We start from the raw sequence: 26,873 nt of genomic DNA, 5'->3' as shown, positions 1-26,873 counted from the left end.
TAATATTTTTTTACGGCGTAGAGCTTTCGGTTTCCTGTACAAATATCCTACAGTCGACCTGCCTCCTCGCTCGCTCCGGATCGTGCAGCCCCGCTATACGGCCACCTATTTGAACAAACCCGTTTGGTCTACAGATCGATCGAGCCCGTCGCACTGGAGAGAGAAGTCATGGAAGCACGAAAAATCAATATCCACGAGGTGATAGACCGTCACCGCATCGGCCGAACGCAGTACGTCGGCCTCGGCCTCTGCGCATTGCTGATGTTATTCGACGGCTTCAATACGCAGACGATCAGCTACATCGTGCCCGTCCTTGCGAACGAGTGGCACCTTCCCAAGTCGATCCTCGGCACCATCTTTTCGGCGGCCTTCGTGGGGCTGCTGATTGGAAATTTCGGCATCTCGCCACTTGCGAATCGGTTCGGCCCCAAAAAAATGACTGTCTTGTCGACCGCGCTCTTTGGCCTCTTCACACTCCTGACCGTCTTTGTGACTAACGCGCCGCAGCTGATTGTGCTCCGGCTCCTCACCGGGATCGGCCTGGGCGCCGCCGCGCCCTGCGCTATCGGCCTCACGTCCGAATTCAGTCCACAGCGCACGCGCGCAACATTCGTGTTGTTGATTTATGTCGGGTACTCGCTCGGCTTCACGATCGCAGGTTTCTGCTGCGGCGCGATGATCCCGACTTTTGGCTGGGTCGGTCCGCTCTGGGTAGGTGGTCTCGGCCCCATTGCGTTGACGCTGCTGCTCATTCCCTTCCTGCCTGAGTCAGCCTCATATCTTGCGCGCCGGCGCTCGCAAATCCACCTGCTGCAAATGGCGCAGCGGTTCTTTCCCAAGTTTGCGCTGCCGGACGGCGCGATTCTGACCTCCAACGAAGGCCAGACAGGCGAAACGAAAATCAAGGGGCTGTTCTCTGCGCGTCTGCGCGTCGGCACCTTTCTGCTGTGGGCGGTATTCGTCATCAACCTTGCGGAATTCTATTTCCTGCAAAGCTGGTTGCCGACGGTACTCCACTCGCTCTCCTACACCCCCGACCTCATCGTCTGGGCAACCGCGGTCAGCACCATCGGCGGCATGGTCGCGGGTCTCGCCATGGGCCCGTTGATGGACCGGATTGGTCCGTACATGATCCTGTCCGTGCTGTATCTGTTCGGCAGCATATCCATGCTGGCAATCTCCGCCGCATTCGGCACAGCGCATTGGATACTCGTGCTCACGGTGTTCTGTTGCGGCTTCTGCGTCAGCGGTGGCCAAAAAGGTGTAGTCGCCCTCGGCTCTATTTTTTATCCGGCCGGGCTTCGCGCGACGGGCGTCGCATGGGCATACGGAGTGGGCCGTCTCGGTGGCGCCGCCGGCACGTACCTCGCCGGCGTGCTGTATGCCGCCAACTGGGCACCCGATGCGATCTTTCGCGTGGCGGCAGCACCCGCCGTCGTTGCCGCGATCTGCGTTGGCCTGATGGGCTGGCGGTACAGCGGCACGAGATCGCTGCAGCCCTCGGTCGTCGTTGGGGACGTCTGAGCGTGAGTCAGGCCGAGCTCAAAGGCCCGCGCACAACGCCAGCTGAGTACAGGGCAGCAGACTGGCACTGGCGTACACCGTCTCGCTGGTGACAAGCGCCGCAAGACCAGACGGCGCATTGCGAGCGATCGCCCTCTTCCTGCATCACCGTGGTGGTGCATCTGAAGAGGCGAACGCGAGAGGTCCTGTCCTCCCGGGGTCCACTCCCCATCCAGAATTACTCGAGGAAGTTTGATCGGTAAACAGGTCCGTTGCTACGGGATCGCTCTCCACATAATTAGGATTACCTATGACTAAATCATTGGTTGCGCTTGGCTTGTGCCTCGCCACTGGTTACGCCAGCGCACAAAGCTCGGTCACGCTATTCGGTCAGATCGACGAGGCAATTGCGTACATTAATAACGCCGGCGGCGGTGCGTCGTATCGGATGCGAAGCGGGACGTGGATCGGTTCGCAGTGGGGATTGATCGGCACCGAAGATCTCGGCGGCGGCTACAGGACGTTCTTCCGCCTCGAGAACGGTTTCGATTTGAATACTGGCAAGCTTGGGCAGGGTGGCCGCGAATTCGGCCGGCAATCGTTCGTTGGACTTGGCAGCCCCTATGGCACCCTGACCTTCGGTCGGCAATACGACGAGATAGTCGATTATGTCGGACCGATCATGGCGAATGGTCGAGGCACGGCGCCTGTCTACGACATCGACAATACAGGCAACGACTGGACTACCAACAACGCGGTCAAGTACACCAGCCCGACTTACCGGGGCTTTTCGGTGGCGGCGTTGTATGCGTTTGGCGGGGTTCCCGGTCAGGTTTCCACGAACAGCGTGGTCAGCGTGGGCGCCGGTTATAAAGACGGCCCATTGCAGATCGGTGCCGCCTACACGTCTGTGCGCGATCCCTACGCCGTGTGGTTTGACAGCACTGGAGCATCCAGCATATTGATCTTTGGTAAGTATTTGCCCACCGCGCGAGACTTGAATATTGCCGCCGGCGGTGTTGCTTACACATTCGGCAAGCTGACCGCTCGCGTTGCGATGTCGCATTCGGATCTAACCGAATCGATCAACGGGGCCGATGCCCAGTTCAACATCTATATGGCGCAGCTTGACTACTGGGTGCATCCGGCTTTGCGTGTCGCTGCTGCGGTGGATGTGATCAATGGCAGCATCGGCTCGGTCAACCAGCATCCCAAGTACCTGCAATACAATCTGGTTGCCGACTACTATCTCTCCAAGCGTACCGACCTGTACATGTGGGCCATCTACGGAACGGCAGGCGGTGGCGCGACCCAGATGCAGATCGGTCAACTGCCGGCATCTTCAACCGACAAGCAGTTCAATATCAATTTCGGCATACGGCATCGGTTCTGAGCTTGCCGCGATCATGGAGGTCGTGCGCCAGAGCCTTGGGCGACTTTGAAGCGAATCGGCCGGGCGCGCATGAAGGCCTCCGCGCGGCCGGCCCGTCTTACAGATGGAAACGTATCAGATTGTCCAGCGAAAGGTCAGCGAACGCACTTGCCGATGCTTTTTTCAATAGCCGTGATTGCATCGGTGAGTGGCATGACTGCTGCGTATTTCTGCTCCATATCGAACAGGCTCGCCTCATGCGGCGCAATTGCACGATCGCCCACACAATCGGCAAGTACGAGCGGCCGGAAACCGTACGACATGGCATCCACGACGCTAGCGCGCACGCAGCCGCTCGTTACGGCACCCGCGACGAGCAACGTCTGCACGCCACGCTCGGTGAGCCAAGGGGCGAGCTGGGTGCCGAAAAATGCTGACGGGACCGTTTTCCGTACAACCACTTCACCTTTTTCGGGCGTGAGCTCGTCTACGATCGCGCTATCCGGGTTGTCCTCCGTGAGCGTCGCCATGCCCGGAACCTTGAGCGAAAAGACATTGCTGTCACTCCCATCGCCGGCATAGACGATACGACTATGGGCAACCGGCCAGCCATTACGGCGCGCGAGCGCAAGGGCATCGACCGTACGTGCGATTGCCGGCCCAATGTTACCGCCGCCAAACACGTTCGGATTCGCGAAGCCGGCCACGAAGTCGATGATGAGGAAGCCTACGTTGCCATGAACTGGCAGCGGCGTTCCGAAGCCTTGCCTGTGGTATACGCCCACCTCGGCATGATGCGAAATATCGGTCATGGCAGCCCTTCATTGTCGGACGTTATCCGTCACGTGGCCGTCGGCGACGACAAGCTCGTCGTCGAGTCTTACGGTGCAGTGACGCAGTGGAATATCGATGTGGCAAGTGGTCGTACGACTGCCACCGCCTTCGTTGTTCGGCCCGAGCGAGAACAGGAAGTTACCCTCGAAGGCCCGCGCGTCCATTCCAATGGTGGCTTCCCGGTCATAGAGCCCCAGCGTGGACCAACGCGCGCGAGCTTGCAGCCCCCAGCCGATGTGAGAAATCGCATAGCCTTCGGGATCTTCGAAGGTTTCCATGTAATCGCGCAGCAGCGCTGCGTCGACCCCACCTTCGATCTTCGTCGCGTAGCCCTTTTCCACCGTGAGCACGATCGGCTCGTTGACGTAGCGCTTTTGTGGCAGGAGGATGTCGCCGCGGTCGATCACGATCGTGCCACTGGCCGTCTGGTCGTTCGGGAAGGTCAACGCGAAACCGCTCGGCCAGTGATCCCAACGGCCAGGTTCGTCGACGAATCCGTATTCGGCGATAGCCGGAAATTCGCCCAGCGGACACACCAGCGACGTGCCGGCCCGCGACGTGACACGCATCTCGCGCGCGGCACCGATCTTTTTCGCGGCGGCGAGCACACGTACGCGGTCAGCCTCCGTCGGCACCAGTCGGGCCAGCACTTCGGGGGGCTCGACGGCAAGCAGGATCTTGGTGCCCGACTTAAGGATGTCGTGCTGCTCCGGCGAGAAAAGCAGCGTCATCAGGTCGAGCACGAGATCGCTCTCTTTCAGCGCCGCGATGGCCGCGCGGTTGCCCGTCAGCGGTGTCGTGCCCAGATACGCGAGCGAGTCGCGGCTGAACGCTTTCTCACCATTGACCGGCGGCAGATCGAGCCGGTTGACGATGGCACCCATGGTCTGCGTGGCGATAAGCGCAGTGGCAAGCGTCTGCGGATGGGTCGACGAACTCGTCAGAATCGTGACGGTGTGTCCACGTTCGAGGCGAGACAGCTTGAGCACCTCCTTCCACGCTTGCACCATTTGATAGTCGCTGACAGGCATGAACAGCTCCTTTAAGGCATGAAGAAAAAGACGGTCTTAGACAAGCGGTGCACCGAGGAACTCGCCAAATGCCGCGTAGAAACCTTCCGCGTTGTCCCATGGGATCATGTGCCCGGCGCCCGGCACGCGTATATGCAGCATCGACGGTGTCGCGCCGCGCAGTTCCGCGACATCCTCGTCGCGCACCACGTCGCCCCGCTCAGCCGTGATCAACAGGGACGGCACATGCAGTTGCGCGGCATCTGCGTGGAAGTCGTCGGTGTGGAAACCTTTGTACGATTCGAGTACTGCGCGCTCGTCGCAGGTGTGCAGCCACTCTGCCCTCAACCGCAGATCGTGATCGGTCCAGCTGGGGCAGAAGGCGCGCATCGCTTCGTGATCCGTACCGTCGCGCGCAAGCGCCATCGAGTCGACGTACCACGGCGTCTTGCCCGGATACTCGCGGCGGCCAGGGCCGGACACCGGCGGGTCCACCAGGACGACGCGTTCGAGGCCGGCCGGCTGGTGCAGCGCCGCGCGCGCGGCGATGCGCGCGCCCATCGAATGACCGACCAGCGAGAAGCGCTTCAGGCCGAGCGCGGCCGCGAGCGCGACCACGTCGTCACCCTGCGCGGCCAGGCTGTAATCGAGCGTCGGCGAAGCCTCGGACAAACCGCGACCGCGCACATCGATCAAGTAGGTGTCGAAATGCGCACCTAGCACTTCGCCGACGAAACCCCATGTGACAGCGGGACTCGTGATGCCTGGAATCAGCATGACGGCCGGACGCGCGACGCGCTCGCCGCCCGTGCCGCCATAGCGCAGATAGTGCTGCCGGATGCCGTTTGCGGCGACATTCGCGCCGTAGAGGAAGGTACTGGACATTGGAGCTCCGTTGATAGCCGGTGTCTGCAGCGGGAAATGCCGATGGTCAATAGGCGCCCGAGAGCAGCGCACCGGCACCGGGGACGATCGCTTCCAAATCGAGCGCGCGCAGCATCGCGTAGGTCGTCGCGATCGCGGCGGTGATCACCGGCTTGCCGGTCATGGCTTCGACCTTCGCGACGGCAGGCAATGACGGCATCTGCACACAGGCCGACAGCACGATTGCATCGGCTTGCAGCGTGTTCATCTGCGCAACGATGCCCGGCAGCAGATCCGGATTGTGGCGCCCAACCTCGAGGTTGTCCGGGATCTCGAGCGCGCGATAGTCGAGCACCTCGTAGCCTTCGTTACGGATGTAGTCGACCACCAGTTCGGTGAGCGGCTTCATGTAGGGCGCCACGACAACGACGCGCCGCGCGCCGATCACGCCCAGCGCATCGATCAGCGCTCCAGCGCTGGTGATGACCGGCGCTTCCGCGCCGTTATCCGCGGTATGCGCGGTCAACCGCTTCTGCGATGTGCGGTGGTAGCCGTGGCCCATCGCCATGATCGCGACGAGACACGCATACCCGAGCACGTCGACGCGCGCATCGGAAAGCTCAAGCGCACAGCGATCGGATTCGGCATCCATCGCGGCGAGTTCTTCCTTGACCACCTTCTTCATTCGCATCCGGCTCGAATGGAACGTGAAGCGCTCCGGGCGAATGGTCTCCCGCAGTCGCAACATGGCGGGAATCTCGGTTTCCATCGTGGTGTTCGAACTCGGCACGATCTGGCCGATGCGATAAGTTTTGCTCATGTGAAATGACCTCAATCCGTGGATATGCTTGCGCGTTAAGCTGCCGCTGCGATTTTTGGCTGGAAATCCGCTGCGTTGTACGCGTACACCCAGTCCGCCTGAATGCCCGAAGAATGCGGATTGATCCAGGACTTGAACTTGTAGATGAGGTCGCGTTTGCGCTGGGCGAAAAGCGTCGGCAGGTGATACGTCCGGCCGCGCTCGCGGGATTGCAGTTGCACGCGGCTGGTACGCGGGATCCGCTCCGCTTCGTAGTCGCGCAAAGCGGCGGCCACATCGGAGCCGTGCGCGGCCAGAGACCGTGCCAGCACGTAGCCATCCTCGATGGCCATCGCCGCGCCCTGAGAGAGAAACGGCAGCATCGGATGGGACGCATCGCCGAGCAAGGTGACCCGCCCTTTCGACCACGTCGTCATCGGATCGCGGTCGAACAACCCCCACTTGAATACCGAGTCGACGCGTTCGAACAGTTGGGTAATGTTCGGATGCCAGCCGGCGAAAGCGGCGAGCAGTTCTTCGCGGCTGCTCGGCGCATTCCACGATTCCTCGACCCACTCGGCGGTCTCGTTCACGGCAACGATATTGACCGCCTGTCCACGCCGTACGTAGTAGGTCACGATATGCGACTTCGGCCCGAGCCAGAACGACGAGTCCGGACTCACGAAATCAAACGGCCCGGCGACCGGCACCACCGCTCTGAAACACATGTTGCCGGTGAACTTCGGCGCATCGTCGCCGAACAGCTTGCTGCGCACGGTGGATCGCACACCGTCTGCGCCCACGATCAGATCTGCCTCGAACTCCGAACCATCTTCGAAGATGGCGACGGCGCTGTTCTGCGACTGCCGGATATCGACACATGCCGACGAAAGCGTTGCCACGCCATCCGGCAGCGATTCGACCAGCAGCTGATGCAGATCGGCGCGATGCACGTGGAAAAATGGCGCGTTGTACAGGCGTGGACACTCTTCTGCCAACGGGATACGGAAGATTTCGTTGGCGGTATCCCAGTTTCGGCCGACGATGGCTTGCGGCACGAACGCGACGTTGCGTAGTGCTTCACCCAGCCCCAACGCCTCCAGTACCTTGACCGCATTGGGCGTGACCTGAATGCCCGCGCCGATTTCACCGAACGCGCTCGCGCGCTCAAAGGTGCGCACCTCGATCCCGTGCTGCGCGAGCGCCGTGGTGAGGGCGACGCCTCCGATGCCACCACCCACCACACCAATCCGAAGTTTTCTGCTCATTCTTTACTCTCCGCTGAATGCTTGACCCGAATCAGCCATGTCACACAGACTATTTGGCCAGACAATTAAATTGAACTGCGAGAAATTTGCCTTTCATTCCGACAGTCCAAATGGTTCAAATCAACCGCCACCGGAAAACCGAAGATCCCGTCGATATCGGCAATGCCGGTGCAGGATGGGCGCAGGCGTCCTGCAAGTCGCTCTGGCCAGGCGACACCTGGCCTTTACCTTTAAGCAACGCCGTTACAGCGCACTGTTTCAACGATGCAGCGACACCTGCAAGGCCGCCTTGATCTGTTGCATCGCAGAGTGCATTCCCTCTGTGGCTGCCGGCGTTAATCCGCTATCTTTGGTCGCAGCAATCATGTCCTCCAGAACTTCTGCCGCATCCGCCGACGCGCTGTCGGGCAAGACCGCGGCGATGACGTTGAGGGCACCGACGAGACCAAGAATCTGGCCACGCATGCTTTCAAGCTGATCTTCCATACTCCACTCCTCCGTAGCTTTGGCGAGGCTGTAGTTCCGACTGTGGGCGACTCGCAGACCCGCGCTTCTTGTCGATTTCAGGGCTTACGGGCTAAATTATATGCTTGTAAAAATAATACTTCAAGCCCATCTTCGGTGCACGCGTTCGCCACGGCGTAATCCTTATCCCGTATGGGTTTGAGGGGGAAATCGGCCTGCGAAGTGTGCGACGGGCAAATATACAGAGCGCAGATTCTGCGCACTCTTACAAGAGGCAGGCGGCACTCGCATGCGCCGAGTTCGTGAGTGCCGCGCAGGAGCAAGGATCGCGGCGAACGATGGATCGCATTCACGCGAATGCCTTTTGGCCCCCAACCCGACGGCAAGCTTTAGCGGTGATGGCATCCACGGCGTGATGCTCAATCACTTCGCCGAAGTTGCTGCAAGTCTCACCCAGGACTGCATCAGGGAAAACACGGGGAGCCGCCCTGTTTATTTACCTTCTCTTTTATCTTTATGGAAAAAATTACGCAAAAAACTATAACAATCCAAATGACCGGCAATTAAATCGCCAATCAGGATCAAGACCAATTCAACAATGGATCGCTTCGCACGGATCGCTTATCCAGAGGGCATTGCTGCCGGAATTGGCCATGCCAATTTCCAATAAACCATGCCGGATGAATTCCAGACGAATTGGCGTGCCGTATTCATAATTCCGAAAGGAATATATTCAGAAATTGTTTGATTTCATTCACGAACCTGACTCCCCATTCAATCATGATGTCGCCATCGCAGATTCACTGATAACGACAGGTTGGCTAAATGAAATCACCCGTGTTTTTTGTGATATTAAGCAGTACGCTTGTCATCGCTGCCTGTGGCGATGGCGGCGCAAGCAGCGCGGGTTCCGCACCCACCAGCACCGACGCTTCAGCGCAACAAGGTTCCGCATCGCCTCTGACCGCCGCGAGTCCGGCAACGAACAACACGATCAGCGCAAGTCCCGACAACGCCGCATCCACCCCGGACGTTGCCCAGCAAAGCGTGACCAATACATTACAAACTCCCCCAATCGATCCCCCCTCCGCGCCCATTTCGATGTCGGCAGGCGTGACGGAAACGGTCGATCCGCCGGGCGCGTCCCCTGCGCTGGCGCAAACCATTGCCCCAACCAACGCCGAACCCGCGTCGGTTGTCTCCGAGCAACTCACCCCTGTCGTTCATTACCCGCCAGAGCCTCCTGCTGACTCCAGCAACTGACGGCACATAACGGCAACTGAGCCACTCCGCAGTTCGCAGTAGAAGAAGATTGCCTCCCCCCAACGCAGTACCTATATCTCTCACGAGAGGGTTACTCATGTCTACTTTTGATCGCCGACGCTTTCTAAAAACCGCCGCTTCGACGGCCGGCGCAGCTGCTGCAATGACGGTATTCCCTGATGCGATCCGCAAGGCGCTGGCCATTCCGGCCGCGTCCGGCACGGGCACCATCAAGGACGTCCAGCACATCGTCGTGCTGATGCAGGAAAACCGTTCGTTCGACCACTACTTCGGCCACCTGCGCGGCGTGCGTGGCTATAACGACCGCTTCCCGATCCCGCTCGCCAGCGGCCAGCCGGTGTGGTTCCAGCCGTCGAAGGAAAATGCGGCGACGCCGGTGCTGCCGTTCCGCTACAACGTCAACAAGGTCAGCGAGTGCCTGGGCGACCTCGACCACAGCTGGTACCCGACGCACTTTGCGATCAACAACGGCCGCATGGACGCGTGGCCCGCGAACAAGACCGACATGACGATGGGCTATCACGTGCGTGCGGACATCCCGTTCCACTACGCACTGGCCGACGCCTTCACGATCTGCGACAACTACTTCTGCTCGATGCCGGGCCCGACGCACCCGAACCGCACGTATCTGATGAGCGGCATGGTCGATCCGACCGGCAAGCAAGGCGGCCCGCTGCTGGACAACAACGATGCGGTGGACAGCGACCTGCCGCCGAAGTGGGACCTGCTGTCGTGGACCACGTATCCGGAGCGTCTGCAGGCTGCCGGCATTTCGTGGCAGGTGTATCAGCAAAGCACGAGCACGAGCGACCCGGTGAACGGCAACTTCGGCACCAACATGCTGATGAACTTCACCCAGTACATCAATGCACCGGCCGGCTCGCCGCTGATCACGCGCGGCAACTCGCAGCGCACCCTGGTCGATCTGAAGAACGACGTGCTGGCCAACCAGCTGCCGCAGGTATCGTGGCTGCTGGTGCCGGGCAACTTCTCCGAGCACCCGAGCGCGACGCCGGGCTACGGCGCGACCTATATCGCCCAGGTGCTCGACGCACTGACGTCGAACCCGGATGTGTGGAGCAAGACGGCGCTGTTCCTGAACTACGACGAGAACGACGGCTTCTTCGACCACATCGCGCCGCCGCAACCGCCGGCAAGCCGCGACCAGGGTCTGTCGACCATCGACGTCAGCGCTGAAATCCACACCGTCGTGAACCCGCTGCGCGGCGGCACCTACACCGTCGACAACCTGCCGTACGGGATGGGCCCGCGCGTGCCGATGATGGTGATCTCGCCGTGGACCAAGGGCGGCTACGTCAACTCGCAGGTGTTCGATCACACGTCGGTGATCCGCTTCATCGAACAACGTTTCGGCGTGATGGAACCGAACATCACCCCGTGGCGCCGTGCCGTGTCGGGCGACCTGCTGAGCTGCTTCGACTTCAGCACGCCGGACACCGCGTTCCCGACGCTGCCGAACACGACCAACTTCCAGGCGCTGTCCGACGCATCGTGCATGAACCCGAAGGCGATGGTTCCCGCCGTGCCGAGCATCGAGTCGATCAAGGCGCAGGAAGCCGGCGTGCGTGCCGCACGTGCACTGCCGTACGAACTGCACGCGAACGGCAAGGAAGTGACCAAGGACAACGAGTTCCAGATCAACTTCTCGAACACCGGCACGGTCGGCGCCTGCTTCTATGTGTACTCGACCAACCGTACCGACGGTCCGTGGCGTTATACGGTCGAAGCCGGCAAGGCGATCGCCGATACGTTCAACCTGGAAGGTACGGACGGCGTGTACAACTTCCTGGTCTATGGTCCTAACGGCTTCGTGCGCCAGTTCGTCGGTGCGATCCCGCAAGACAAGAAGACCCAGAACAAGTCCGCCAAGCCGGTCGTCGTGGTGGGTTACGACGCAGCCAACGGCAACGTGATGCTGAAGATCACCAACAACGGCGCGAAGGCCGTGAAGCTGTCGGTGGTGGACAACGCGTATGGCGCGCAGACGCGTCATTTCTCGCTGCCGTCGGAAGGCTTCGTCGAAGAAGTGTGGACCCTGAAGCACAGCCACGCGTGGTACGACCTGACGGTGTCCGACGGTGCCGCGTTCGCATGGCGCGCTGCCGGTCACGTGGAAACGGGCAAGACCAGCTTCAGCGATCCGGCCGCTACGCAAGTCGTGACGGAACTGCCGTCATCGATCACGTCGTCGCCGACGGCCATCGTGATGCAGGACGTGCCGGGCACGATCGACGCCTGAGCCTCGCCCGATAGCTCGAGCTCCAGTTCGAGCTCGAGCCTGATCAAACGCTTCCGCTAGCATCGCAGCCCGCTGCGGCTGGCATCGACAGGCCCCTCGCGGTTGGAGGGGCCTGTCCCATTTTCCCGGGACAGACGTCGCCCCCGCCCGAATGCTCCAATAGCGTCAGCGGGATTGGCCCGGCGCTCTCAGCCCTGCGGCAGCCCCGCTTCCCCCAACCTCTGTCCATCAAGCCCGTGCGATGCCCGACGCATCCTGCGCATGGCCGCTCGCTCGCGCACTTTCAGGAGCTGCGCCATGAATACCCGCGTCGCCGGCATCGCACCCGGTTCGCGCTTCAACCTGCTGTGGATCGGCGATTCTCTGACGAGTGCCGGCACCGCGCTGATGGAATTCGCGCTCGGCGCCTGGGTCTACGCGCACAGCGGCTCGGTCACGGCGTTCGCCGGCGTGCTGGTCGCCGCCACATGGCCGCCGATCCTGTTCCTGCTGATCGCCGGCGGCCTCGCCGACCGCATCGAGCGCAAGTACATCATCGTCGGCGCCGATCTCGTGCTCGATCTGCTGGTGGTCGCGCTGATCCTGTTGTACGCCGCCGACCTGCTGCAGCCGATCCATCTGTACGTGTTCAACTTTGTCGCGTCGATTGCCGCGTCGTTCCGGCAGCCGGCCTATCAGGCGGCGGTCACGGACCTGCTGACCAAGGACAAATTCACGCGCGCCAGCGGCCTGATGGGTTTGAGCCGGAGCATGTCGGGGCTGGTCGCACCGCTGCTCGGCGGCGTGCTGGTCGCCGCGGTCGGGCTCGGCGGCGTGCTGACGATCAACCTGATCTGCTTCACCTGCGGCACGCTGTTCGTGCTCAAATCGTTCGCCCGCCTGCCGACGTTGCGGCGGGCCGTCAGCAGCGGCGCGCAGCCGACGCTGCTCACCAGCGCGGTGCTGAAAAATCTCGCGGCCGGCGCCGCGTTCTTCCGCCTGCAACCGCTGATGATCGGCCTGCTGGTATACGCAACCGTGCAAAGCTCGCTGAATTCCCTGGCCATCCTGATGGTCACGCCGCTGGTGCTGGCCGGCCACAACATCGAGCAGCTCGGTCTGATCAGCGCGTTTGGTGCGCTCGGTGGCGCATCCGGCGCGGCGCTGCTGATCATGATGCGCAATCCGAAGCGGCTGATGCCGATCGTGATTGCAGCCAACGTGTTGCTGTCGATTGCGGTGCTGGGCATCGGCCTTGCGAATTCGATGGCGGCCTATTGCGCGCTGGCGTTCATGGCGCTGACCTGCGCGAGTGCCGCGGAAGGTTGCGTGAATGCGCTGTGGATGCGCAAGATGCCGGAGCGTTTTCGCGCCAGCATCTTCTCGCTGGTCGGCACGCTGACGCTTGCGATGATGACGGCGATGATGCTCGGCGGCGGCTTTGCGGTGGATCATCTGCTCGAACCGGCGCTGGCGACTGATGGCGCGCTCGCGCATTCGGTCGGCCAATGGCTCGGCACCGGGCATGGCCGTGGCATCGCGTTGCTGTTTATCGGATGCGGCGCAATCGGGCTGGTACTGTGCGCGATTGCGCTCGCCTGCCGGCCGCTGCGCCAACTGGATCTGCGCGTGCCCGACGAGGCGCAGCAGCCCGCCAGCGGCAGCGACGCGCCGCTCGCCACCGGCACCGCCAGCGGCAGCGGCAGCGCGTACCGCACGAACGCCTGACGCAACGTCGGACCGCGCCGCCTGCCGGCAAGCCTGCACGGGCTTGCCGGCAGTTTTGCATCCGCACTCCGGATCTCCTCCCCATCACCTATTCCGTCGCAGCGCCTGTTAATTCTTAGAGTATTCGCGCGACGCGCTTTGCACGACCATGACGTCACTGCATGAAGTCCGTGCAGCACAGCGCGTACAGGAGCAAACGATGGATCTGAGAACGCTGTTTTCGAGTTTGGGAAATCTGGTTGCCAATGCGGGCAAACCGAGCTTTCCGGTTTCGATGCACGAGTTGATCGCCCGCTCGGTGCCGGCCGATTTTCTGTCGATCGAAGCGTGGACCACCGACGAAGCCGGCGAGCAGATTGCCACCGTGCTGGGTCTGGGCAGCGCGGGGCCGGCCGCCGGCCAGCTGGCGGCGCGCGTTCCCGCGCTGTACGGCGACTACCAGGCGGCCCACACGACGGTCCGCAAGATTCTCGATGCACAGGATGCCCAACTGATTCTGGCAATCGTGCTGAACACGCCGGACGGTGCCCCGTTCATCGCCGATGCCGATCCTGCCCGCGCGCTCGCGCAGTGCAACCTGGTGTTTCCGCGCGCGCCGCACCGCTATCTGATCTCGCTGTACCGGCCGTTGCGCGACCGCGATTTTTCGCTGCAGGAGCTTGCGTTCCTGAAGGACCTGTCCGACATCCTGCTGCCGGTGGTCGAATGGCACGCGCTGACGCGCCGCCGCATCGAGCGGCCCGTGCCGCAGATCATCGCGGCCGGCAAGACCGCCCAACCCGCGTTCGAGCAGGTGCGGCAGAACTTCACGGATCGCCTGCAACGTGCCGGGCTGGTGCTGTCGCCGCGCGAAATGTCGGTTTGCCTTTTACTGCTGACCGGCAATACCGTGCCCGAAATCGCGGCCGAACTGAAACTGCGCGCCAACACGGTCGAAACCTACATCAAGCGGGCCGCGATCAAGCTCGACGTACGCGGCCGTCACGGCCTCGCGCGCTGGATGATGGCCGAACCGCTGCCCGAGTTCGCCTGAACGCCGCCTGCGCCATGCACCGACTATCCGCCCTCATGCAAGCTTCACTGCGCGTCGCGCCACCACTCGGCCAGCGCCGCGACATGCGGCCGCTTGAGCATCGTGTAGTGATTGCCGGGGCTGCGCCAGCTGCTCAGCTGCGGCGCGAAGCGGCGCCACTGCGCGCAGGTTTTCAGATGTGCGCGCATGTTCGCGAGCTCGTCCAGTGCATCGTCGCTGGCCCACGCAAGGCGCACCGGGCCCTGGTAGGCGCGCAATGGCAGGTAGGCGGTGCGCAGCGCGGTACCGTAGGTGCGCACGAGGCCGGCGACGTCGGAGGGCTTCGAGCGCGCCGGCATCAGTCCGATGCGCTTCATGCCGTCGTGCAGCAGACGCCATTGGCCCGCCTCGTCCGCCTGTTCGAGACTCTGCGCCGGCACGCCGAGCGATTTGCCGGTGCCGTGTTCGAGCGCGATGATCAGCCGGCTCACCACCTCGGTGAAGGTGTACGGCAGGCCGAGCATGCCGTCGCCGTCGGGCGCCTCGCTGTCGAGCAGCGTCAGCGATGCGATGCGGCGGCCGCGCGCCTGCAGCCGCAACGCAACCTCGAACGCAACCCAGCCGCCGAACGAGTGGCCGACCAGATGCAGCGGCACGGACGGCGCCATCTGCGCGGCATCGATGCCGCGCAGATAGGCTTCGGCAGCAGTCTCGACGTTCGTGTACGGCGCCAGCTCGCCGTCGACCCCGCGCGGTTGCAGGCCGTGCACGGTCCACACCGGTCCGAGGGCATCCGCGAACGGCAGGAAGTTGATCACGTTGTCGCCGGCGCCCGGCATGCAGAACAACGACAGCTCGTCGAGCGCGCCGCTCTGGATCGTCATCAGCGCACGATAGTCGAGATCGGGCGGCAGGCTGCGGCGCGCGTCGGCTTCGTCGCGCAACAGCTTCGCGAGCAGCGTGCCGATGGTGGCAATTTCAGTGGCAATTTCAGTGGCAACCTCGGCGCCAACGTCGGTGGCAACTTCAGCAGCACCGTCGGTGGCAAGCGCGGTCTCGACGGCAGCGTGCGCGTCGGCGCGCACATTGATGTCCGCATTGACGTGGCTTGTGCGCTCAGCCTTGATGTGCGCGCCGCCGTGCACAGCGACGTCCGCCTCGACGCGCCCTTCGCCGCGCGGCGGATACACGCGCTCGACCTTGTTGCCCGTCATCACCGCCCCCCAGCCTTGCCAGCCGTCGAGCCGGGCGGACTGCGCGTCAACCGGCCCGGCATGCAGACTGAGCAGATGCACAGGCACCGTCAGCGGAAACACCGCGTAGTGGTCGCGCGCATGATCGCAGGCAGGCTGCCGTGCGGCGTCGCACGAGGCACGGCGCGGCGCGCTGCTGCCGGCCAGCTCAGGCAAACTCGGCAAACTGGGCAAGCCCGGCAGATCGGGATCGATCAGCCCGACAAACTGCACCCATTGGTCGAGACCCGTCAGCTGGATCGCCGCCTCGTACGCAAGCAGTCCGCCGAAGCCCCGGCCGGCGATACGGTATGGTCCCACCGGCTGCACGTCGCGCAACGTCTCGACGAGGCGTGCCGCAAGCGCCTCGACGGTCGGCAACGCGGGGTCGCCGAGAAACGGGCACGCGAGTCCATAGATCGACATGCCGGGCTCGAGGTACGGCACGAGCGAGGCCAGCCACGGCTCGACCTCGTCATGCGCGTCGATCAGAAACAGCGAACGCTTCACACTGCCCTCGCGCATGAGTACGACGGCGTTGCGTTCGGCCTGCCGTCCAGCAGGGTGCGGGACGGGATACGGAGCGTAGTTCGGGAAGTTCATGTTCATCGGCTTTCCAGGTGCGTGCGCCGGGTTTTCCGCGCTGCCCCTGGCGCCAGGGGCAAACGGGTGCGCGCGACCGCGGCGAAGCGGCGGCGCAACCAGTGCTGCAGATCGTCGAAGGCAACGTATGCAGCGGGTACCAGAAACAGGCTGAGCAGCGTCGACGTGATCAGGCCGCCGGCCACCGTCACCGCCATCGCGGTGCGAAAGCCGTCGCCGCGCGACTCGAGTGCGAGCGGCAGCATGCCGGCCAGCATCGCGAAGGTGGTCATCACGATCGGCCGTGCCCGTTTGCGGCACGCGTCGCGAATCGCGTCGGCGCGCGATAGCTGTCCGGCGCGCCGCGCGGCCACCACATATTCGACCAGCAGGATCGAGTTCTTGGTGCTGATGCCCATCAGCATCAGGATGCCGATCAGCGACGCGAGCGACAGATCGAGACTCATGCAGAGCAGCGCCGCCGCGGCACCACCGAGCGACAGCGGCAACGCGACGAGAATCGTCACCGGCACCATAAAGCCGCCGAACAGCAGCACCAGCATCACGTAGATCGACAGAATGCCGAACGCCATCGCATACGCGAAACTGCCGAACAGATCCGCGAGCGAGCGCGCATCGCCGCTTGCCGCGCGCTCCACGCCGGCCGGCAGATGGCGCACGGCCGGCAGCCGGTCGATCGCGGCCACCACGTCGCCGAGCGGCTGGTTGCCGATCTCCGCATTCAGCGTCACGCTGCGGCGGCGGTCCTGGCGGTCGATGCGCGCCGGTTCGCTGCCGCTGGTCAGATCGGCGACATTCGCAAGCGGCACGTTGCCGTTACGGCCCGGCACCAGCAGCTGGCCGAACAGTCCCGGCCAGTCGCCGCTGCTGCCGCCAGGCTGCGCCACCTGCACGCGGATCGGAATCTGCCGTGCCGGCAGATGCAAGCTGGGCAGGTTCGCCAGATAGTCCCCTTCCAGCGACATGCGCAGCGCCTCTTCGAGCGCCTGATCGGTCACGCCTAGCGCGGCCGCGCGGGCCTCATCCGGCTTGACGATCAGTTCGGGGCGCAGCGCGCTCGCCGAAGAGCTGACGCTGCCAAGATTGCGCAGCCCGCGCATCTGCTGCTCGACCTCACGCGCGGTGCGCTCGAGCAGTGCCGGATCGTCGCTGGACAGCACCAGCGAAGCGGTCTTGCCGCTTTCTTCCGCCGCACTCGAAAAACGCGCGCCGGGTATCGCGACCAGACGCCGCCGCAAATCGGCTTCGATCTGCGCCTGGCTACGCTGACGCTCAGCCAGCGGCTGCAGCACGAAACTCAGGGTTGCCGCGTGCGGTTCGCCGCCCGCCGAGCCTGCGCCTGCTGCACCTGTGCCGATCGTCGCGTAGCTCGAGGTGATTTCAGGCACACCGGAGGCCGTGCGGCGCGCCGCCTCGGCGGCGTTGCGCGCGGTGTCGAGTCCGCTGCCCGGCGCAGTGGTCATGTCGAGCACGATGCGCGAGCGGTCGTCGGAAGGGATAAACGACTTCGGCAACGCGCCGAGCAGCACCATCGAGCCGCAGCAGAACGCCGCGCCGGCCAGCAGCGTGACGCGCGGCCGCGCCAGACACACTTCGACACCGCGCAGATAGCGCCGCAACAGTGCCTGCTGCGTGCCCTGCGCAGGCTGCGCGCGCCGCGTGCTGTGCCGGGGCGCGCGGCGCAGCATCTGCGCGGCCAGCATCGGCGTCAGCAGCCGCGCCACCAGCAGCGACGCGAGCACCGCCAGCGCGACGGTCCAGCCAAATTCCCGAAAATACTTGCCGATATAGCCGCCCATAAACGCGGTCGGCAGAAACACCGCAACCAGCGTCAGCGAGGTCGCGATCACCGCGATACCGATCTCGCCGGCCGCATCGATGGCCGCCTCGCGCGGCGATTTACCGGTCTGCAGATGACGCGTGATGTTTTCCACCTCGACGATCGCATCGTCGACCAGCACGCCGATCACCAGCACCAGCGCAAGCAGCGTCAGCTGGTTCAGCGTGAAGCCGAGCAGCGACATCGCAAGGAAGGTGGGCAGGATCGACAGCGGCAGCGCGAGCGCCGCCACCGCGGTGGCGCGCCAGTCGCGCAGGAACAGCCACACCACCAGCACCGCCAGCAGACAGCCTTCGTACAAGGCCCGCATCACGTTGTCGAGCACCTGCTTGATCGGACGCGCATGGTCGTTGAGCAGCGCGATGCGCACCTGCGGGTTCGCGTGGCTCGCCGCGGCCATCGCGGCGCGCACGCCGGCCGCAGTCGACACCTCGTCGCGGCCCGGCGCACGATAGACGCGCACCGCGATCACCTCGTGGCCGTTGAGCAACGCGATCTGCCGTTGCGGCGCGCTCGTATCGCTCACTTTGCCGAGCTCGCCGAGCGCCACCGTGTGACCGTCGCCCAGCGGCAGCAGCAGTGCCGCGATCTGCGTGAGGCTGGTCGCGCGGTCCGCGAGCAGCACCGGCTGCTCGCCGCCATCGACGCTGCGCAGCTTGCCGGCGGGGTCTCGCGCCAGCATCGCGCGCAATTGCTGCGACACCTGCGTCGCGGTGATCTTCAGCGCGCGCAGATGGACCGCGTCGAGATCGATATGAATCTCCCGCTCCACGCCGCCGACCCGTTCGACGCGCCCGACACCGGGCACCGCCGACAAGGTCTTGGTCAACTGGTTGTCGACCCACCACGACAGGTCTCGCGCATCCATGCCCGGCGACGACACCGCGTAAGTGAGCAGCGTATTGGGCAACGTGACGGGGGCGACGACCGGCGTCTCCAGCGCCGCCGGCAGCTGCGCGCGCGTGCGGCCAACCGCCGCGCGCACCCGTTCGAGCGCATCGCGCGGGTCCTGCCCGAGTTCGAATTCGACGGTGGTGCTCGACGTGTCGCCGCTGATCGTCGACACGAGGCTTTTCACCGAGCCGAGACTCGCAACACTGTTCTCTAGCTTGCCGGTCACCTCGCTTTCGAGCTGCGACGGCGACGCGCCGGGCAAGGTCGCGTCGATCGACACCACCGGCACCTCGAACTCCGGCATATCGGTCACACCCAGCAGGCGAAAGCTGACCACGCCGCCGATGCACAGGCACGCGAAAAACAGGATTGCCGGCAGCGGACGGCGAATCGACCATGCAGAAATATTCAAGACGTCTCTCCTGTATCGGTGTGACTGCTCTGCGGCGGCGTGGCCAGCACGTTGACCAGATCGCCGTCGTGCAACAGGCCCGCGCCGGCCGCGACGATGCGGTCGGTGCCGGCCAGTCCGGCACGCACTTCCGCTTCGCCGCCCTGCTGCTGGCCGAGCGTCACCTTGGTCAGATGCACGCGGTGATCGGCGCCGATCTTCATCACGTACTGGAAGCCGTCGCGCGCGACCAGCGCCGCCTGCGGCACTGCCAGCGCCTGCCCGTGGCCGATGCCGATCGAACCGCTGACGAAGCTGCCCGCCGCGATGCCGCCGTCGGCCGGCAGATCGACGAATACGATGCCGGTCAGCGTCGTGCTGTCGATCAGCGGCGCGACCTGGCGGACCGTACCGGTCACCGAGGTGCCGTCGCCACGCTGGATCCGCACGCTCTGGCCGCTCTGCACGTGCGCCAGATCGCGGCCGTCGACTTCGGCGTGCCATTCGAGCCGCTGCTGCCGGATCATCCTGAACAGATGCGTACCGACATTGAGGACGGTGCCAGGCGTCACGAGCCGCGCGGAGATCACGCCGTCGTCGGGCGCGACGATCGCGGTGCGGCGCAGCTGCAGTTGCACGGCAGCCAGCTGTGCGCGCGCGGCGGCCAACCGCGCGGCCGATACCTTGGCCTGGGTCTGCGCCTGCGCCAGCTGCTGGCCGCTGATCGAGCCCGACGCCGCGAGACCCTGCGCGCCGGCGAGCGTGCTGCGCGCCTGCTCGTCGTTGGCCTGCGCCTCGGCGAGCGCGGCCTGCTGCTGCGCCATGTCGCCGCGCGTGCTGGCCGCGTCCATGCGCGCCAGCAACTGCCCTTTGCGCACACGCTCGCCGACCTCGACCTCGACCTGCTCGACCGGCAAGCCGCCGATCTCGGCATCGATCGTCAGCTCCTGCCACGGCAGCACGCTGCCGCTCGCGGCAATGCGCCGGTCCCATTGTTTCGTGTGCGGCTCGACCGCGAACACGCTGAGTTCGGCGCTCGCGGGGGCCGGCGCCGCGAGCGCGACCCCGCCGCGTTCGCTACAGCCGCCAACCACGGCGCACACGAGCGCGAGCCCCGCGATCGCGGCGCCCCCTCGTGATGGATTTCGTGCGTTCATCATCAATGTTCGACCGGTTCGGGTGCAGTGCCAGGTTTATCGGCTGGTACGACGCCAGGTGTATTGGCGGGTGCAGCGCCAGGAATGCTGGCCACTGCGTCGTGCATATCGGTGCAATCGGCGGCGCCACACGCGTTCGCGGCCACCGGAATATCCCCCCAGCCGCCGCCGACCGCGCGATACAGCGAGATCCACGCCTGCGCGCGCTCCAGCTGCGCGGCCGCGACGCGCTGCTGCGCATCCAGCAACTGGCGCCGCGAGGTTTCCAGATCGAGCGCGTCGCGCGTGCCGCCGCGATACTGCCGCTCGGCGGACTCGAAGTAGACGCGGTAGTTCTGCTCGGCCTGCGATGCCGCGTCCTCGCGACGCACCGAACTGTCTACCCGCGTCAGCGCGTTCTCCACTTCGAGCACCGCTTCGCGGACCTGCTTCTGGTACGTGTAACGCGCTTCGTCGAAACGCCCGCGCGCATTCTCGACATTGGCCGCGCCGCTGCCGCCGTCGAACAGCGGCACCGTCACGCCGGGCCCGAAGGCCCATGGCCGCAGCGTCAGCGTCTGGCCGTCCGCCTGGTAGTGGTTCACGCCGATCGACCCGGTCAGCGAAAACGTCGGCAGACGCGCGGCAATCGCCGCGCCGATTTCCTCACTCGCCGCGGCCAGCTCGCGTTCGCTCGCGCGCACATCGGGCCGCTGCGCAATCGACTCCGCGGGCACGCTCGACAGCGCCGTGCCGCGCGGCACCGGAATCTGCGCGAAGCCCGGCGCAAGCTGCGCATCGAGCTGGGCGCGGCTCACACCGGTCAGGGCGGTCAGTTCGTTCGCATCCTGCTCGCACAGGCTGCGCTGGTCTTCGATCGAATCGACCGCTTCCGCCACCGACGCGTGCGTAAGCGCCGCATCCGCGCTCGACGCAAAGCCGTACTGCACCTTGTGCGCGGTGATCGCCTGCACGGTCTGGCGCGACTGCTGATCGCTTTGCTGGACGCGCAGCAGCGCCTGGCAGGCGCGCAGCCGCGCATACGCATCGCCGACATCCGCCGCGACGCTGACGCGCGCATCGTGCCAACCCGCCACGCCCGCCGCGACGCGCGCTTCGCTGGCGCGGTTCTGACGGCGCAGCTTGCCGAACAGGTCGAGCTCCCACGACGCTTCGGCGAGCGCCGAGCCGGTGTTCAATTCACCGCTTTGCACCTGAGCCGGCTGATTGACGTCGGCCGACGTGACCGCCGTGGTGTTCGCGTTCGAGCGGTTGAACGACGCGGAGCCGTCCACTTTCGGCAGCAGCGCGGCGCGGCTGTTGCCGAGCACGGCGCGCGCCTCGCGCAGCCGTGCGGCGGCGATGCCGATGGTCGGGCTGTTCTGCTGTGCGGTTTCGATCAAGACAGTCAACTCCGGGTCGTCGAACTGCTGCCACCAGTGCGCCAGTTCCGCGACGCTGCCGTCGTGCGGCAGGCTCGCGTGCCACGCGTCGGGCACCCCGAGCGAGCGCGCCGACGGTGGGTGATAGGTGGGGCCGAGCATGCAGCCCGACAGCAGCATCGCCAGTGCCGCGAGCGCACCGCGCTGCAGACGGCGCGGATGGTGCGGATGGTGCGGATGGCTGGCGAAGCGCATCGGGTGGAGGTTCAGACCAGACGGCAAGTGCTTCATCAGGTTCTTTCTGCAGCCGCTTGACGCTCGCCGGCCGCGACTTCCATGCCGCCCCAGCGACGGATGAACGGCACCGTCATCGACGTGGTGACCAGCGCGACGAACACGAGGATCGCGTAGACGCCCGGCGACAGCGCATGCATCTGCAAACCGATCGACAGCACGATCAGCTCCATCAGGCCACGCGTATTCATCAGCGAGCCGACCACGGCCGAGTCCTGCCGGTTCATGCCGCTAAAGCGTGCGCCGAGATACGAGCCGCCGAACTTGCAGACGAACGCGATGCACAGGAAGATCGCGAACCACAGCCACGACGTGAGGCCGTCGAGCGAACTGATCGACACATGCAGGCCTGCATACGCAAAGAACACCGGCAGCAGCACGACCCGCACGAAGCCGTCGAAATGCTTGTCCCACTGCTGCTTCAATCCCGGCACGCTGCGCAACAAGACCGCTGCGAACAGCGCCCCGAACGCGCTGTGCAAACCGAGGTCCGCGGTGGCCCATGCGGACACCAGCATGTAAGGCACCACCACCGCGATCAGCTTGCCCATCGATCCGGCCCGCACCGCGCGTTCGGCAAACGGGCGCACGGCGACGCGCATCGCGACCAGCGACACGACGACGAACGCAGAAAGCCCGATCACGGTGCGCCACAACGTCGATGCGCTGCCGTCGGCCGCCGCGACTGACGCGATCACCGCAAGCATCAGCCAGCCTGCCAGATCGGTCAGCATCGCCGCGGACAGCGCGAGCTTGACGGCCGGATACTGCGTGATGCGCATGTCCTTGACGATGCGCGCCATCACCGGCACGGCGGACACCGACAGCGCGACACCGCCGAACAGCACATAGCGCAGCAGCGGAATTTCCGGCGCGAGCAGCGCATGCGACAGATAGAACGCGACCAGGCCCACCGCGAACGGCAGCACCATGCCGCCGGCCGCGACCGCGAGCGGCGCTTTCAGCGCGCCGACGCCACGCTGTGCGCCGAGCTCCAGATGCAGCCCGATTTCGAACATCAGAAACACCACACCCACTTCACCGAGCTGCGCCATGCCGGCCGATGCAGCCGGACTGAACATCAGGCCATAGAACGAAGGGCTGAGCGCGCCGATCACCGACGGACCGAGCACGATGCCCGCGACGATTTCGCCGACCACCCGGCACTGGCCGACCTGTTCGGCCAACCATCCACACAGCGCGCAGGCGCTGATCACCAGTGCGAGCTGACATAACCACATAGCCATACGGGATCTCCCAATCGAGGACGTCACGTGAAGTTGGATCACCGGAGTCGCGTCGGCACGCTGCTGCGCCGCTTGCGATGGTGTAAGCCGATTTAAGCATGGGGTCCTGAGGAAATCTGTCACGCCTATCCGGGACAAATGCGGATTTCGCTCATACGAAGCGGCGCGCACGCAACCCTCATTTTTCATAGGGGGCCGTGCAGACGCGTCCCGCCTGCCGGGCGCGAGCCAACCGGGCAAAAACGCTGCCATGTCCGGTTTTACCGTGACAGACGCTCGCTTGTGCCGCTGCTTTAATCCGTTCACGCAAAGCCCCAATCGACCTTGCCCCGCGCTGCCTTCGACGCTGCGGCGCCGCTCAGACGAGGTCGGCCCACTCAACGTGTTTCGTCTTTCGTTCCCGGGAGCGCCTCATGGATCAGGTCAGATATCTGCAGTCTGTCGAATCGAACGCCCGCACCTACGCGGGGAATTTTCCGGTGGTGTTCACGCGCGGCACCGGCATGCGCATGCATGACGCCAACGGCCGCGAGTATCTCGATTGCCTCGCGAACGCCGGCACGCTGGCGCTGGGACACAACCATCCCGAAGTCAAGGAAGCGGTGCTGCAGTTCCTGTCGTCCGACCAGCTGCAGCAGGCGCTCGATCTCGCGACGCCGGCCAAGCTCGGCTTCGTCGAGCAGCTGCTGTCGATGCTGCCGGGCGATATGGGCACCACGTCGAAGCTGCAGTTCTGCGGCCCGACCGGCTCCGATGCGGTCGAAGCGGCACTCAAGCTCGCCAAGCACTACACCGGCCGCCCGTCGATCATGGCGTTTCATGGCGCCTATCACGGCATGACGGCCGGCTCGCTCGCGGCGATGGGCAACCTCGGCCCGAAGTCGCGCCCGGGCATGACCACCCACGGCGTGCATTTCCTGCCGTTCCCGTACGCGCTGCGCTGCCCGTTCGGCACCGACGGCTCGCAAACCGACCAGTTGTCGATCAACTACATCCGCAACGTGCTGTCCGATCCGGAAAGCGGCGTGGCGAAACCGGCCGCGGTGATCGTCGAGCCGATCCAGGGCGAAGGCGGCTGTATTCCCGCTTCCGCGCAATGGCTGCGCGAGCTGCGGGCGCTGACGCTCGCGCATGAAGTGCCGCTGATCATCGACGAAGTGCAGACCGGTTTCGCCCGCACCGGCACGCTGTTCGCGATCGAACAGTCCGGCATCAAGCCGGATGCGCTGGTGCTGTCGAAGGCGATCGGCGGCGGCTATCCGATGTCGGTGGTGGTGTACGGCAAGCATCTCGATACGTGGACGCCGGGCATGCATGCCGGCACCTTCCGCGGCAACCAGATCGGCATGGTCGCGGGCCTCGAGACGATGCGCATCATCCAGCGCGACAACCTCGCGGCGCATGCGGCGAAGATCGGCGAACTGCTGGTCGGCGGGCTGAAAGCGCTCGCGCAGCGCTACCCGTTCCTCGGCGAAGTACGCGGCCGCGGCCTGATGATCGGCGTCGAAGTGGTGCGGCCGGGCACCGACGGCCGTGTCGGCGCCGCCGACGGCGCACGCGCCAAGGCAATCAAGATGGACTGCTTCCAGCGCGGCCTGATTCTCGAAACCGGCGGACGCCACGGCGCGGTGCTGCGCATGCTGCCGCCGCTGATCATCAGCGAAGCGGATGCCGGCAACGTGCTCGACCGCTTCGAGCAGGCCCTGCGCGCAGTCGATCGCGGTTAGGCGCAGACGATCGTCACGGGGCGCGCACCGCGTGTGCCGCGACGATCGCGCCAACCCGTTTCAACCTGCACCCATTCGTACCACCCCGCATCAACCCGTGATTCTCATTCGTGCAGCAGGCCGTCTCGCCACGCCGACGCGGTCCGCTGGCCCCAATCGTCGAAAGGTATCGCATATGGCATCGCCCAGCATGGTCTTCGCAGCCGTTCATCCGTCGCCGGACAACGGTGAAATTTACGACCTGTCGTCGGCCCAGCAGGTCGTGTGGATCGATCAGATGGCCCATCCCGATGCACCGCTGTACAACATCGGCATGGCGCTGCAGATCGACGGCGAGCTCGATCTCGTCACACTCGAACAGGCCGTCAATCAGGTCGTCGCGGCCAACGATGCGCTGCGGCTCGTGATGTGCGACGGCGACGGGCTGGCGCGGCAAAAGCGCTTGCCGGCGGTGCGGATCCGCATTCCGCTGCTGGATTTTTCGGCTGAACCGGATGCCGATGCGCGCGCCCTCGCGTTCGTGAAGGACGCGTTCCGCCGCCCGTTTACGAAGCTCGGCGAACTGCTGTGGGACACCCAGCTGGTGCGGGTCAGCGCGACGCGCTACTACTGGCTGCACCGGTATCACCATCTGGTTACCGACGGCATCGGCGTGTCGCTGACCGGTCTGGCATTCGCGGACCTGTATAACCGCTTGCAACAGGATCCGACGGCTACGCTCGAAACGGGTCCGTCGTATCTGGATCTGGTCGCGGACGATCAGGCTTATCTGGCGTCGCCTCGCTTCGCGCGCGACCGCGAGTTCTGGGGCAAACGTTTCGCCAGTTTGCCGCCCCCGCTGCTCGAGCGAAGCGGCACGTTGACACTCGGCGCGTTTGCACCGAGCGCGCAACTGCGCTGGAGTATTGCGCGCGAGTTGTTCGATTCGCTGGCGGCATTCGCCGCCGCCCACGATTCGTCGATCGCCAATCTGTTTCTGGCGGTGCTCGGCGTGTATTTTTCGCGCACGAGCCACGTCGACGAAGTGGTGATCGGGTTGCCGGTGCACAACCGCGGCAGTGCGCGCGCGAAGCGCACCTTCGGCATGTTTTCGTCGGTCAGCCCGGTTGGGCTGCGCGTGGACCAGCAGGCCACCATCGTCGATCTGATCGGCGAGGTGGGCGCGGAGCTGCGCACGTGCTACCGGCATCAACGCTTTCCGATCGCGCAGCTCAATCGCGATCTGAAGCTCGCGCATGCGGGACGCAAGCAGTTGTTCGACGTGCGGCTGTCGTTCGAGAGCCTCGATGGCGACCATATGTACGGTAGCGCGTTGAGCCGCGTGGTAGCGCTCGATAACGGCGCTGAGCAGACGCCGCTGTCGATTTTCGTGCGCGATTATCATCCGCATGAAGACGTGGTGGTGGATTTCAACTTCAATACGGCAGCGTTGACGTTCGACGAGGCCGCGCAGATTCAGCAGCGCGTGGCGCTGCTGCTCGCCACCGTGCTGGAGATGGCCGATGTGCCGGTCGGCCTGTTGCCGCTGATCGACCAGCAGGAACGGGAAAGCTTGCTGGTTGGGTTGAATGACACGGCTGTCGATTATCCGCGCGACACGTTTGTGCATGCGCTGTTTGAACAGCAGGTCGAGGCGACGCCCGAGGCCGTGGCTGCGGTGTTTGAAGCGCAGCAGGTTTCGTATCGCGAGCTCAATGCGCGGGCGAATCAGCTTGCGCATCATCTGCTGTCGCTGGGGGTGCAGCCGGA

General features: G+C 64.5%; 20 protein-coding genes. 9 read left to right on the top strand and 11 right to left on the bottom strand.

Annotated elements, in window-relative coordinates; genetic code table 11:
- The first annotated feature begins 168 nt into the window (after nt 1-168).
- Together ACYVNQ_RS02660 and ACYVNQ_RS02655 are read left to right on the top strand one after the other, a co-directional pair.
- On the top strand, nt 169-1,524 hold the full coding sequence (locus ACYVNQ_RS02660) for an MFS transporter (protein ID WP_460900677.1): 1,356 nt from the start codon (nt 169-171) through the stop codon (nt 1,522-1,524).
- Nucleotides 1,525-1,813: 289 nt separating this feature from the next.
- A complete protein-coding gene (locus ACYVNQ_RS02655; RefSeq protein WP_460900675.1) occupies nt 1,814-2,896 on the top strand; it encodes a porin in 1,083 nt (360 codons plus the stop codon).
- A gap of 134 nt (nt 2,897-3,030) precedes the next feature.
- Here ACYVNQ_RS02655 and ACYVNQ_RS02650 read toward each other — a convergent pair whose 3' ends face one another.
- The 6 genes from ACYVNQ_RS02650 to ACYVNQ_RS02625 all read right to left on the bottom strand — a co-directional run bounded on the left by ACYVNQ_RS02650 (nt 3,031) and on the right by ACYVNQ_RS02625 (nt 8,136).
- A complete protein-coding gene (locus ACYVNQ_RS02650) occupies nt 3,031-3,687 on the bottom strand; it encodes an isochorismatase family protein (RefSeq protein ID WP_460900673.1) in 657 nt (218 codons plus the stop codon).
- Nucleotides 3,688-3,696: 9 nt separating this feature from the next.
- The gene (locus tag ACYVNQ_RS02645) at nt 3,697-4,740 is read right to left on the bottom strand and encodes a M29 family metallopeptidase (protein ID WP_460900672.1); all 1,044 of its coding nucleotides are present in this window, start codon (nt 4,738-4,740) and stop codon (nt 3,697-3,699) included.
- A gap of 36 nt (nt 4,741-4,776) precedes the next feature.
- Nucleotides 4,777-5,604: an alpha/beta fold hydrolase gene (locus ACYVNQ_RS02640; RefSeq protein WP_460900670.1), complete on the bottom strand. Its 828-nt coding sequence runs from the start codon at nt 5,602-5,604 to the stop codon at nt 4,777-4,779.
- A gap of 46 nt (nt 5,605-5,650) precedes the next feature.
- Nucleotides 5,651-6,403: a maleate cis-trans isomerase family protein gene (locus ACYVNQ_RS02635; protein WP_460900668.1), complete on the bottom strand. Its 753-nt coding sequence runs from the start codon at nt 6,401-6,403 to the stop codon at nt 5,651-5,653.
- Nucleotides 6,404-6,438: 35 nt separating this feature from the next.
- Nucleotides 6,439-7,650 (bottom strand): FAD-dependent monooxygenase, encoded by a 1,212-nt coding sequence (locus tag ACYVNQ_RS02630; RefSeq protein WP_460900666.1) that lies wholly within the window; start codon nt 7,648-7,650, stop codon nt 6,439-6,441.
- A gap of 258 nt (nt 7,651-7,908) precedes the next feature.
- Entirely contained in the window at nt 7,909-8,136 is a 228-nt protein-coding gene (locus ACYVNQ_RS02625; RefSeq protein ID WP_460900665.1) for a hypothetical protein, read from the bottom strand.
- 268 nt (nt 8,137-8,404) lie between these two features.
- Between ACYVNQ_RS02625 and ACYVNQ_RS02620 the strand changes: the two genes are divergently transcribed.
- The 5 genes from ACYVNQ_RS02620 to ACYVNQ_RS02600 all read left to right on the top strand — a co-directional run bounded on the left by ACYVNQ_RS02620 (nt 8,405) and on the right by ACYVNQ_RS02600 (nt 14,399).
- On the top strand, nt 8,405-8,659 hold the full coding sequence (locus ACYVNQ_RS02620; protein ID WP_460900663.1) for a hypothetical protein: 255 nt from the start codon (nt 8,405-8,407) through the stop codon (nt 8,657-8,659).
- 281 nt (nt 8,660-8,940) lie between these two features.
- The gene (locus tag ACYVNQ_RS02615) at nt 8,941-9,378 is read left to right on the top strand and encodes a hypothetical protein (RefSeq protein ID WP_460900661.1); all 438 of its coding nucleotides are present in this window, start codon (nt 8,941-8,943) and stop codon (nt 9,376-9,378) included.
- A gap of 97 nt (nt 9,379-9,475) precedes the next feature.
- Complete coding sequence (locus tag ACYVNQ_RS02610; RefSeq protein WP_460900659.1) at nt 9,476-11,659, top strand: phosphocholine-specific phospholipase C; 2,184 nt, start codon at nt 9,476-9,478, stop codon at nt 11,657-11,659.
- Between the two features lie 297 nt (nt 11,660-11,956).
- On the top strand, nt 11,957-13,366 hold the full coding sequence (locus tag ACYVNQ_RS02605; protein WP_460900657.1) for an MFS transporter: 1,410 nt from the start codon (nt 11,957-11,959) through the stop codon (nt 13,364-13,366).
- A 199-nt stretch (nt 13,367-13,565) separates the two neighbouring features.
- On the top strand, nt 13,566-14,399 hold the full coding sequence (locus ACYVNQ_RS02600) for a response regulator transcription factor (RefSeq protein ID WP_460900655.1): 834 nt from the start codon (nt 13,566-13,568) through the stop codon (nt 14,397-14,399).
- 44 nt (nt 14,400-14,443) lie between these two features.
- Here the strand turns inward: ACYVNQ_RS02600 and ACYVNQ_RS02595 are convergent, their stop codons facing one another.
- From ACYVNQ_RS02595 to ACYVNQ_RS02575, 5 genes are read right to left on the bottom strand one after another with little or no spacing between them, the layout of a single operon-like run.
- Entirely contained in the window at nt 14,444-16,219 is a 1,776-nt protein-coding gene (locus ACYVNQ_RS02595; protein WP_460900653.1) for a thioesterase domain-containing protein, read from the bottom strand.
- The gene (locus ACYVNQ_RS02590; RefSeq protein WP_460900651.1) at nt 16,216-19,359 is read right to left on the bottom strand and encodes an efflux RND transporter permease subunit; all 3,144 of its coding nucleotides are present in this window, start codon (nt 19,357-19,359) and stop codon (nt 16,216-16,218) included. The genes ACYVNQ_RS02595 and ACYVNQ_RS02590 overlap by 4 nt, the downstream gene beginning before the upstream one ends.
- A complete protein-coding gene (locus ACYVNQ_RS02585; protein WP_460900649.1) occupies nt 19,356-20,498 on the bottom strand; it encodes an efflux RND transporter periplasmic adaptor subunit in 1,143 nt (380 codons plus the stop codon). The genes ACYVNQ_RS02590 and ACYVNQ_RS02585 overlap by 4 nt, the downstream gene beginning before the upstream one ends.
- Nucleotides 20,498-22,147 (bottom strand): efflux transporter outer membrane subunit, encoded by a 1,650-nt coding sequence (locus ACYVNQ_RS02580; protein WP_460900648.1) that lies wholly within the window; start codon nt 22,145-22,147, stop codon nt 20,498-20,500. The genes ACYVNQ_RS02585 and ACYVNQ_RS02580 overlap by 1 nt, the downstream gene beginning before the upstream one ends.
- Nucleotides 22,147-23,397: a cation:proton antiporter gene (locus tag ACYVNQ_RS02575; protein WP_460900646.1), complete on the bottom strand. Its 1,251-nt coding sequence runs from the start codon at nt 23,395-23,397 to the stop codon at nt 22,147-22,149. Before ACYVNQ_RS02575 ends, ACYVNQ_RS02580 begins: the two co-directional genes overlap by 1 nt.
- A gap of 413 nt (nt 23,398-23,810) precedes the next feature.
- Here ACYVNQ_RS02575 and ACYVNQ_RS02570 point away from each other — a divergent pair, with 413 nt between their 5' ends.
- Both ACYVNQ_RS02570 and ACYVNQ_RS02565 read left to right on the top strand, forming a co-directional pair.
- Nucleotides 23,811-25,124 carry a diaminobutyrate--2-oxoglutarate transaminase family protein gene (locus ACYVNQ_RS02570; protein ID WP_460900644.1) on the top strand — a complete coding sequence of 438 codons (1,314 nt, stop codon included), beginning with the start codon at nt 23,811-23,813 and terminating at the stop codon, nt 25,122-25,124.
- 175 nt (nt 25,125-25,299) lie between these two features.
- Nucleotides 25,300-26,873, top strand: a 1,574-nt coding sequence (locus ACYVNQ_RS02565) for a condensation domain-containing protein (protein WP_460900642.1), incomplete at its 3' end; no start/stop codon positions are given.

It is taken from the genome of Paraburkholderia jirisanensis, from assembly GCF_054782355.1.
Note: the sequence above shows the minus strand (reverse complement) of the source record. Positions and strands in the feature narration are given on the sequence as shown.

Excerpts from the sequence above, each read along its gene's own strand:
- ACYVNQ_RS02660 (WP_460900677.1), top strand. The coding sequence starts at position 169 with ATGGAAGCACGAAAAATCAATATCCACGAGGTGATAGACCGTCACCGC.
- ACYVNQ_RS02655 (WP_460900675.1), top strand. The coding sequence starts at position 1,814 with ATGACTAAATCATTGGTTGCGCTTGGCTTGTGCCTCGCCACTGGTTAC.
- ACYVNQ_RS02650 (WP_460900673.1), bottom strand. The coding sequence starts at position 3,687 with ATGACCGATATTTCGCATCATGCCGAGGTGGGCGTATACCACAGGCAA.
- ACYVNQ_RS02645 (WP_460900672.1), bottom strand. The coding sequence starts at position 4,740 with ATGCCTGTCAGCGACTATCAAATGGTGCAAGCGTGGAAGGAGGTGCTC.
- ACYVNQ_RS02640 (WP_460900670.1), bottom strand. The coding sequence starts at position 5,604 with ATGTCCAGTACCTTCCTCTACGGCGCGAATGTCGCCGCAAACGGCATC.
- ACYVNQ_RS02635 (WP_460900668.1), bottom strand. The coding sequence starts at position 6,403 with ATGAGCAAAACTTATCGCATCGGCCAGATCGTGCCGAGTTCGAACACC.
- ACYVNQ_RS02630 (WP_460900666.1), bottom strand. The coding sequence starts at position 7,650 with ATGAGCAGAAAACTTCGGATTGGTGTGGTGGGTGGTGGCATCGGAGGC.
- ACYVNQ_RS02625 (WP_460900665.1), bottom strand. The coding sequence starts at position 8,136 with ATGGAAGATCAGCTTGAAAGCATGCGTGGCCAGATTCTTGGTCTCGTC.
- ACYVNQ_RS02620 (WP_460900663.1), top strand. The coding sequence starts at position 8,405 with ATGCGCCGAGTTCGTGAGTGCCGCGCAGGAGCAAGGATCGCGGCGAAC.
- ACYVNQ_RS02615 (WP_460900661.1), top strand. The coding sequence starts at position 8,941 with ATGAAATCACCCGTGTTTTTTGTGATATTAAGCAGTACGCTTGTCATC.
- ACYVNQ_RS02610 (WP_460900659.1), top strand. The coding sequence starts at position 9,476 with ATGTCTACTTTTGATCGCCGACGCTTTCTAAAAACCGCCGCTTCGACG.
- ACYVNQ_RS02605 (WP_460900657.1), top strand. The coding sequence starts at position 11,957 with ATGAATACCCGCGTCGCCGGCATCGCACCCGGTTCGCGCTTCAACCTG.
- ACYVNQ_RS02600 (WP_460900655.1), top strand. The coding sequence starts at position 13,566 with ATGGATCTGAGAACGCTGTTTTCGAGTTTGGGAAATCTGGTTGCCAAT.
- ACYVNQ_RS02595 (WP_460900653.1), bottom strand. The coding sequence starts at position 16,219 with ATGAACATGAACTTCCCGAACTACGCTCCGTATCCCGTCCCGCACCCT.
- ACYVNQ_RS02585 (WP_460900649.1), bottom strand. The coding sequence starts at position 20,498 with ATGATGAACGCACGAAATCCATCACGAGGGGGCGCCGCGATCGCGGGG.
- ACYVNQ_RS02580 (WP_460900648.1), bottom strand. The coding sequence starts at position 22,147 with ATGAAGCACTTGCCGTCTGGTCTGAACCTCCACCCGATGCGCTTCGCC.
- ACYVNQ_RS02575 (WP_460900646.1), bottom strand. The coding sequence starts at position 23,397 with ATGGCTATGTGGTTATGTCAGCTCGCACTGGTGATCAGCGCCTGCGCG.
- ACYVNQ_RS02570 (WP_460900644.1), top strand. The coding sequence starts at position 23,811 with ATGGATCAGGTCAGATATCTGCAGTCTGTCGAATCGAACGCCCGCACC.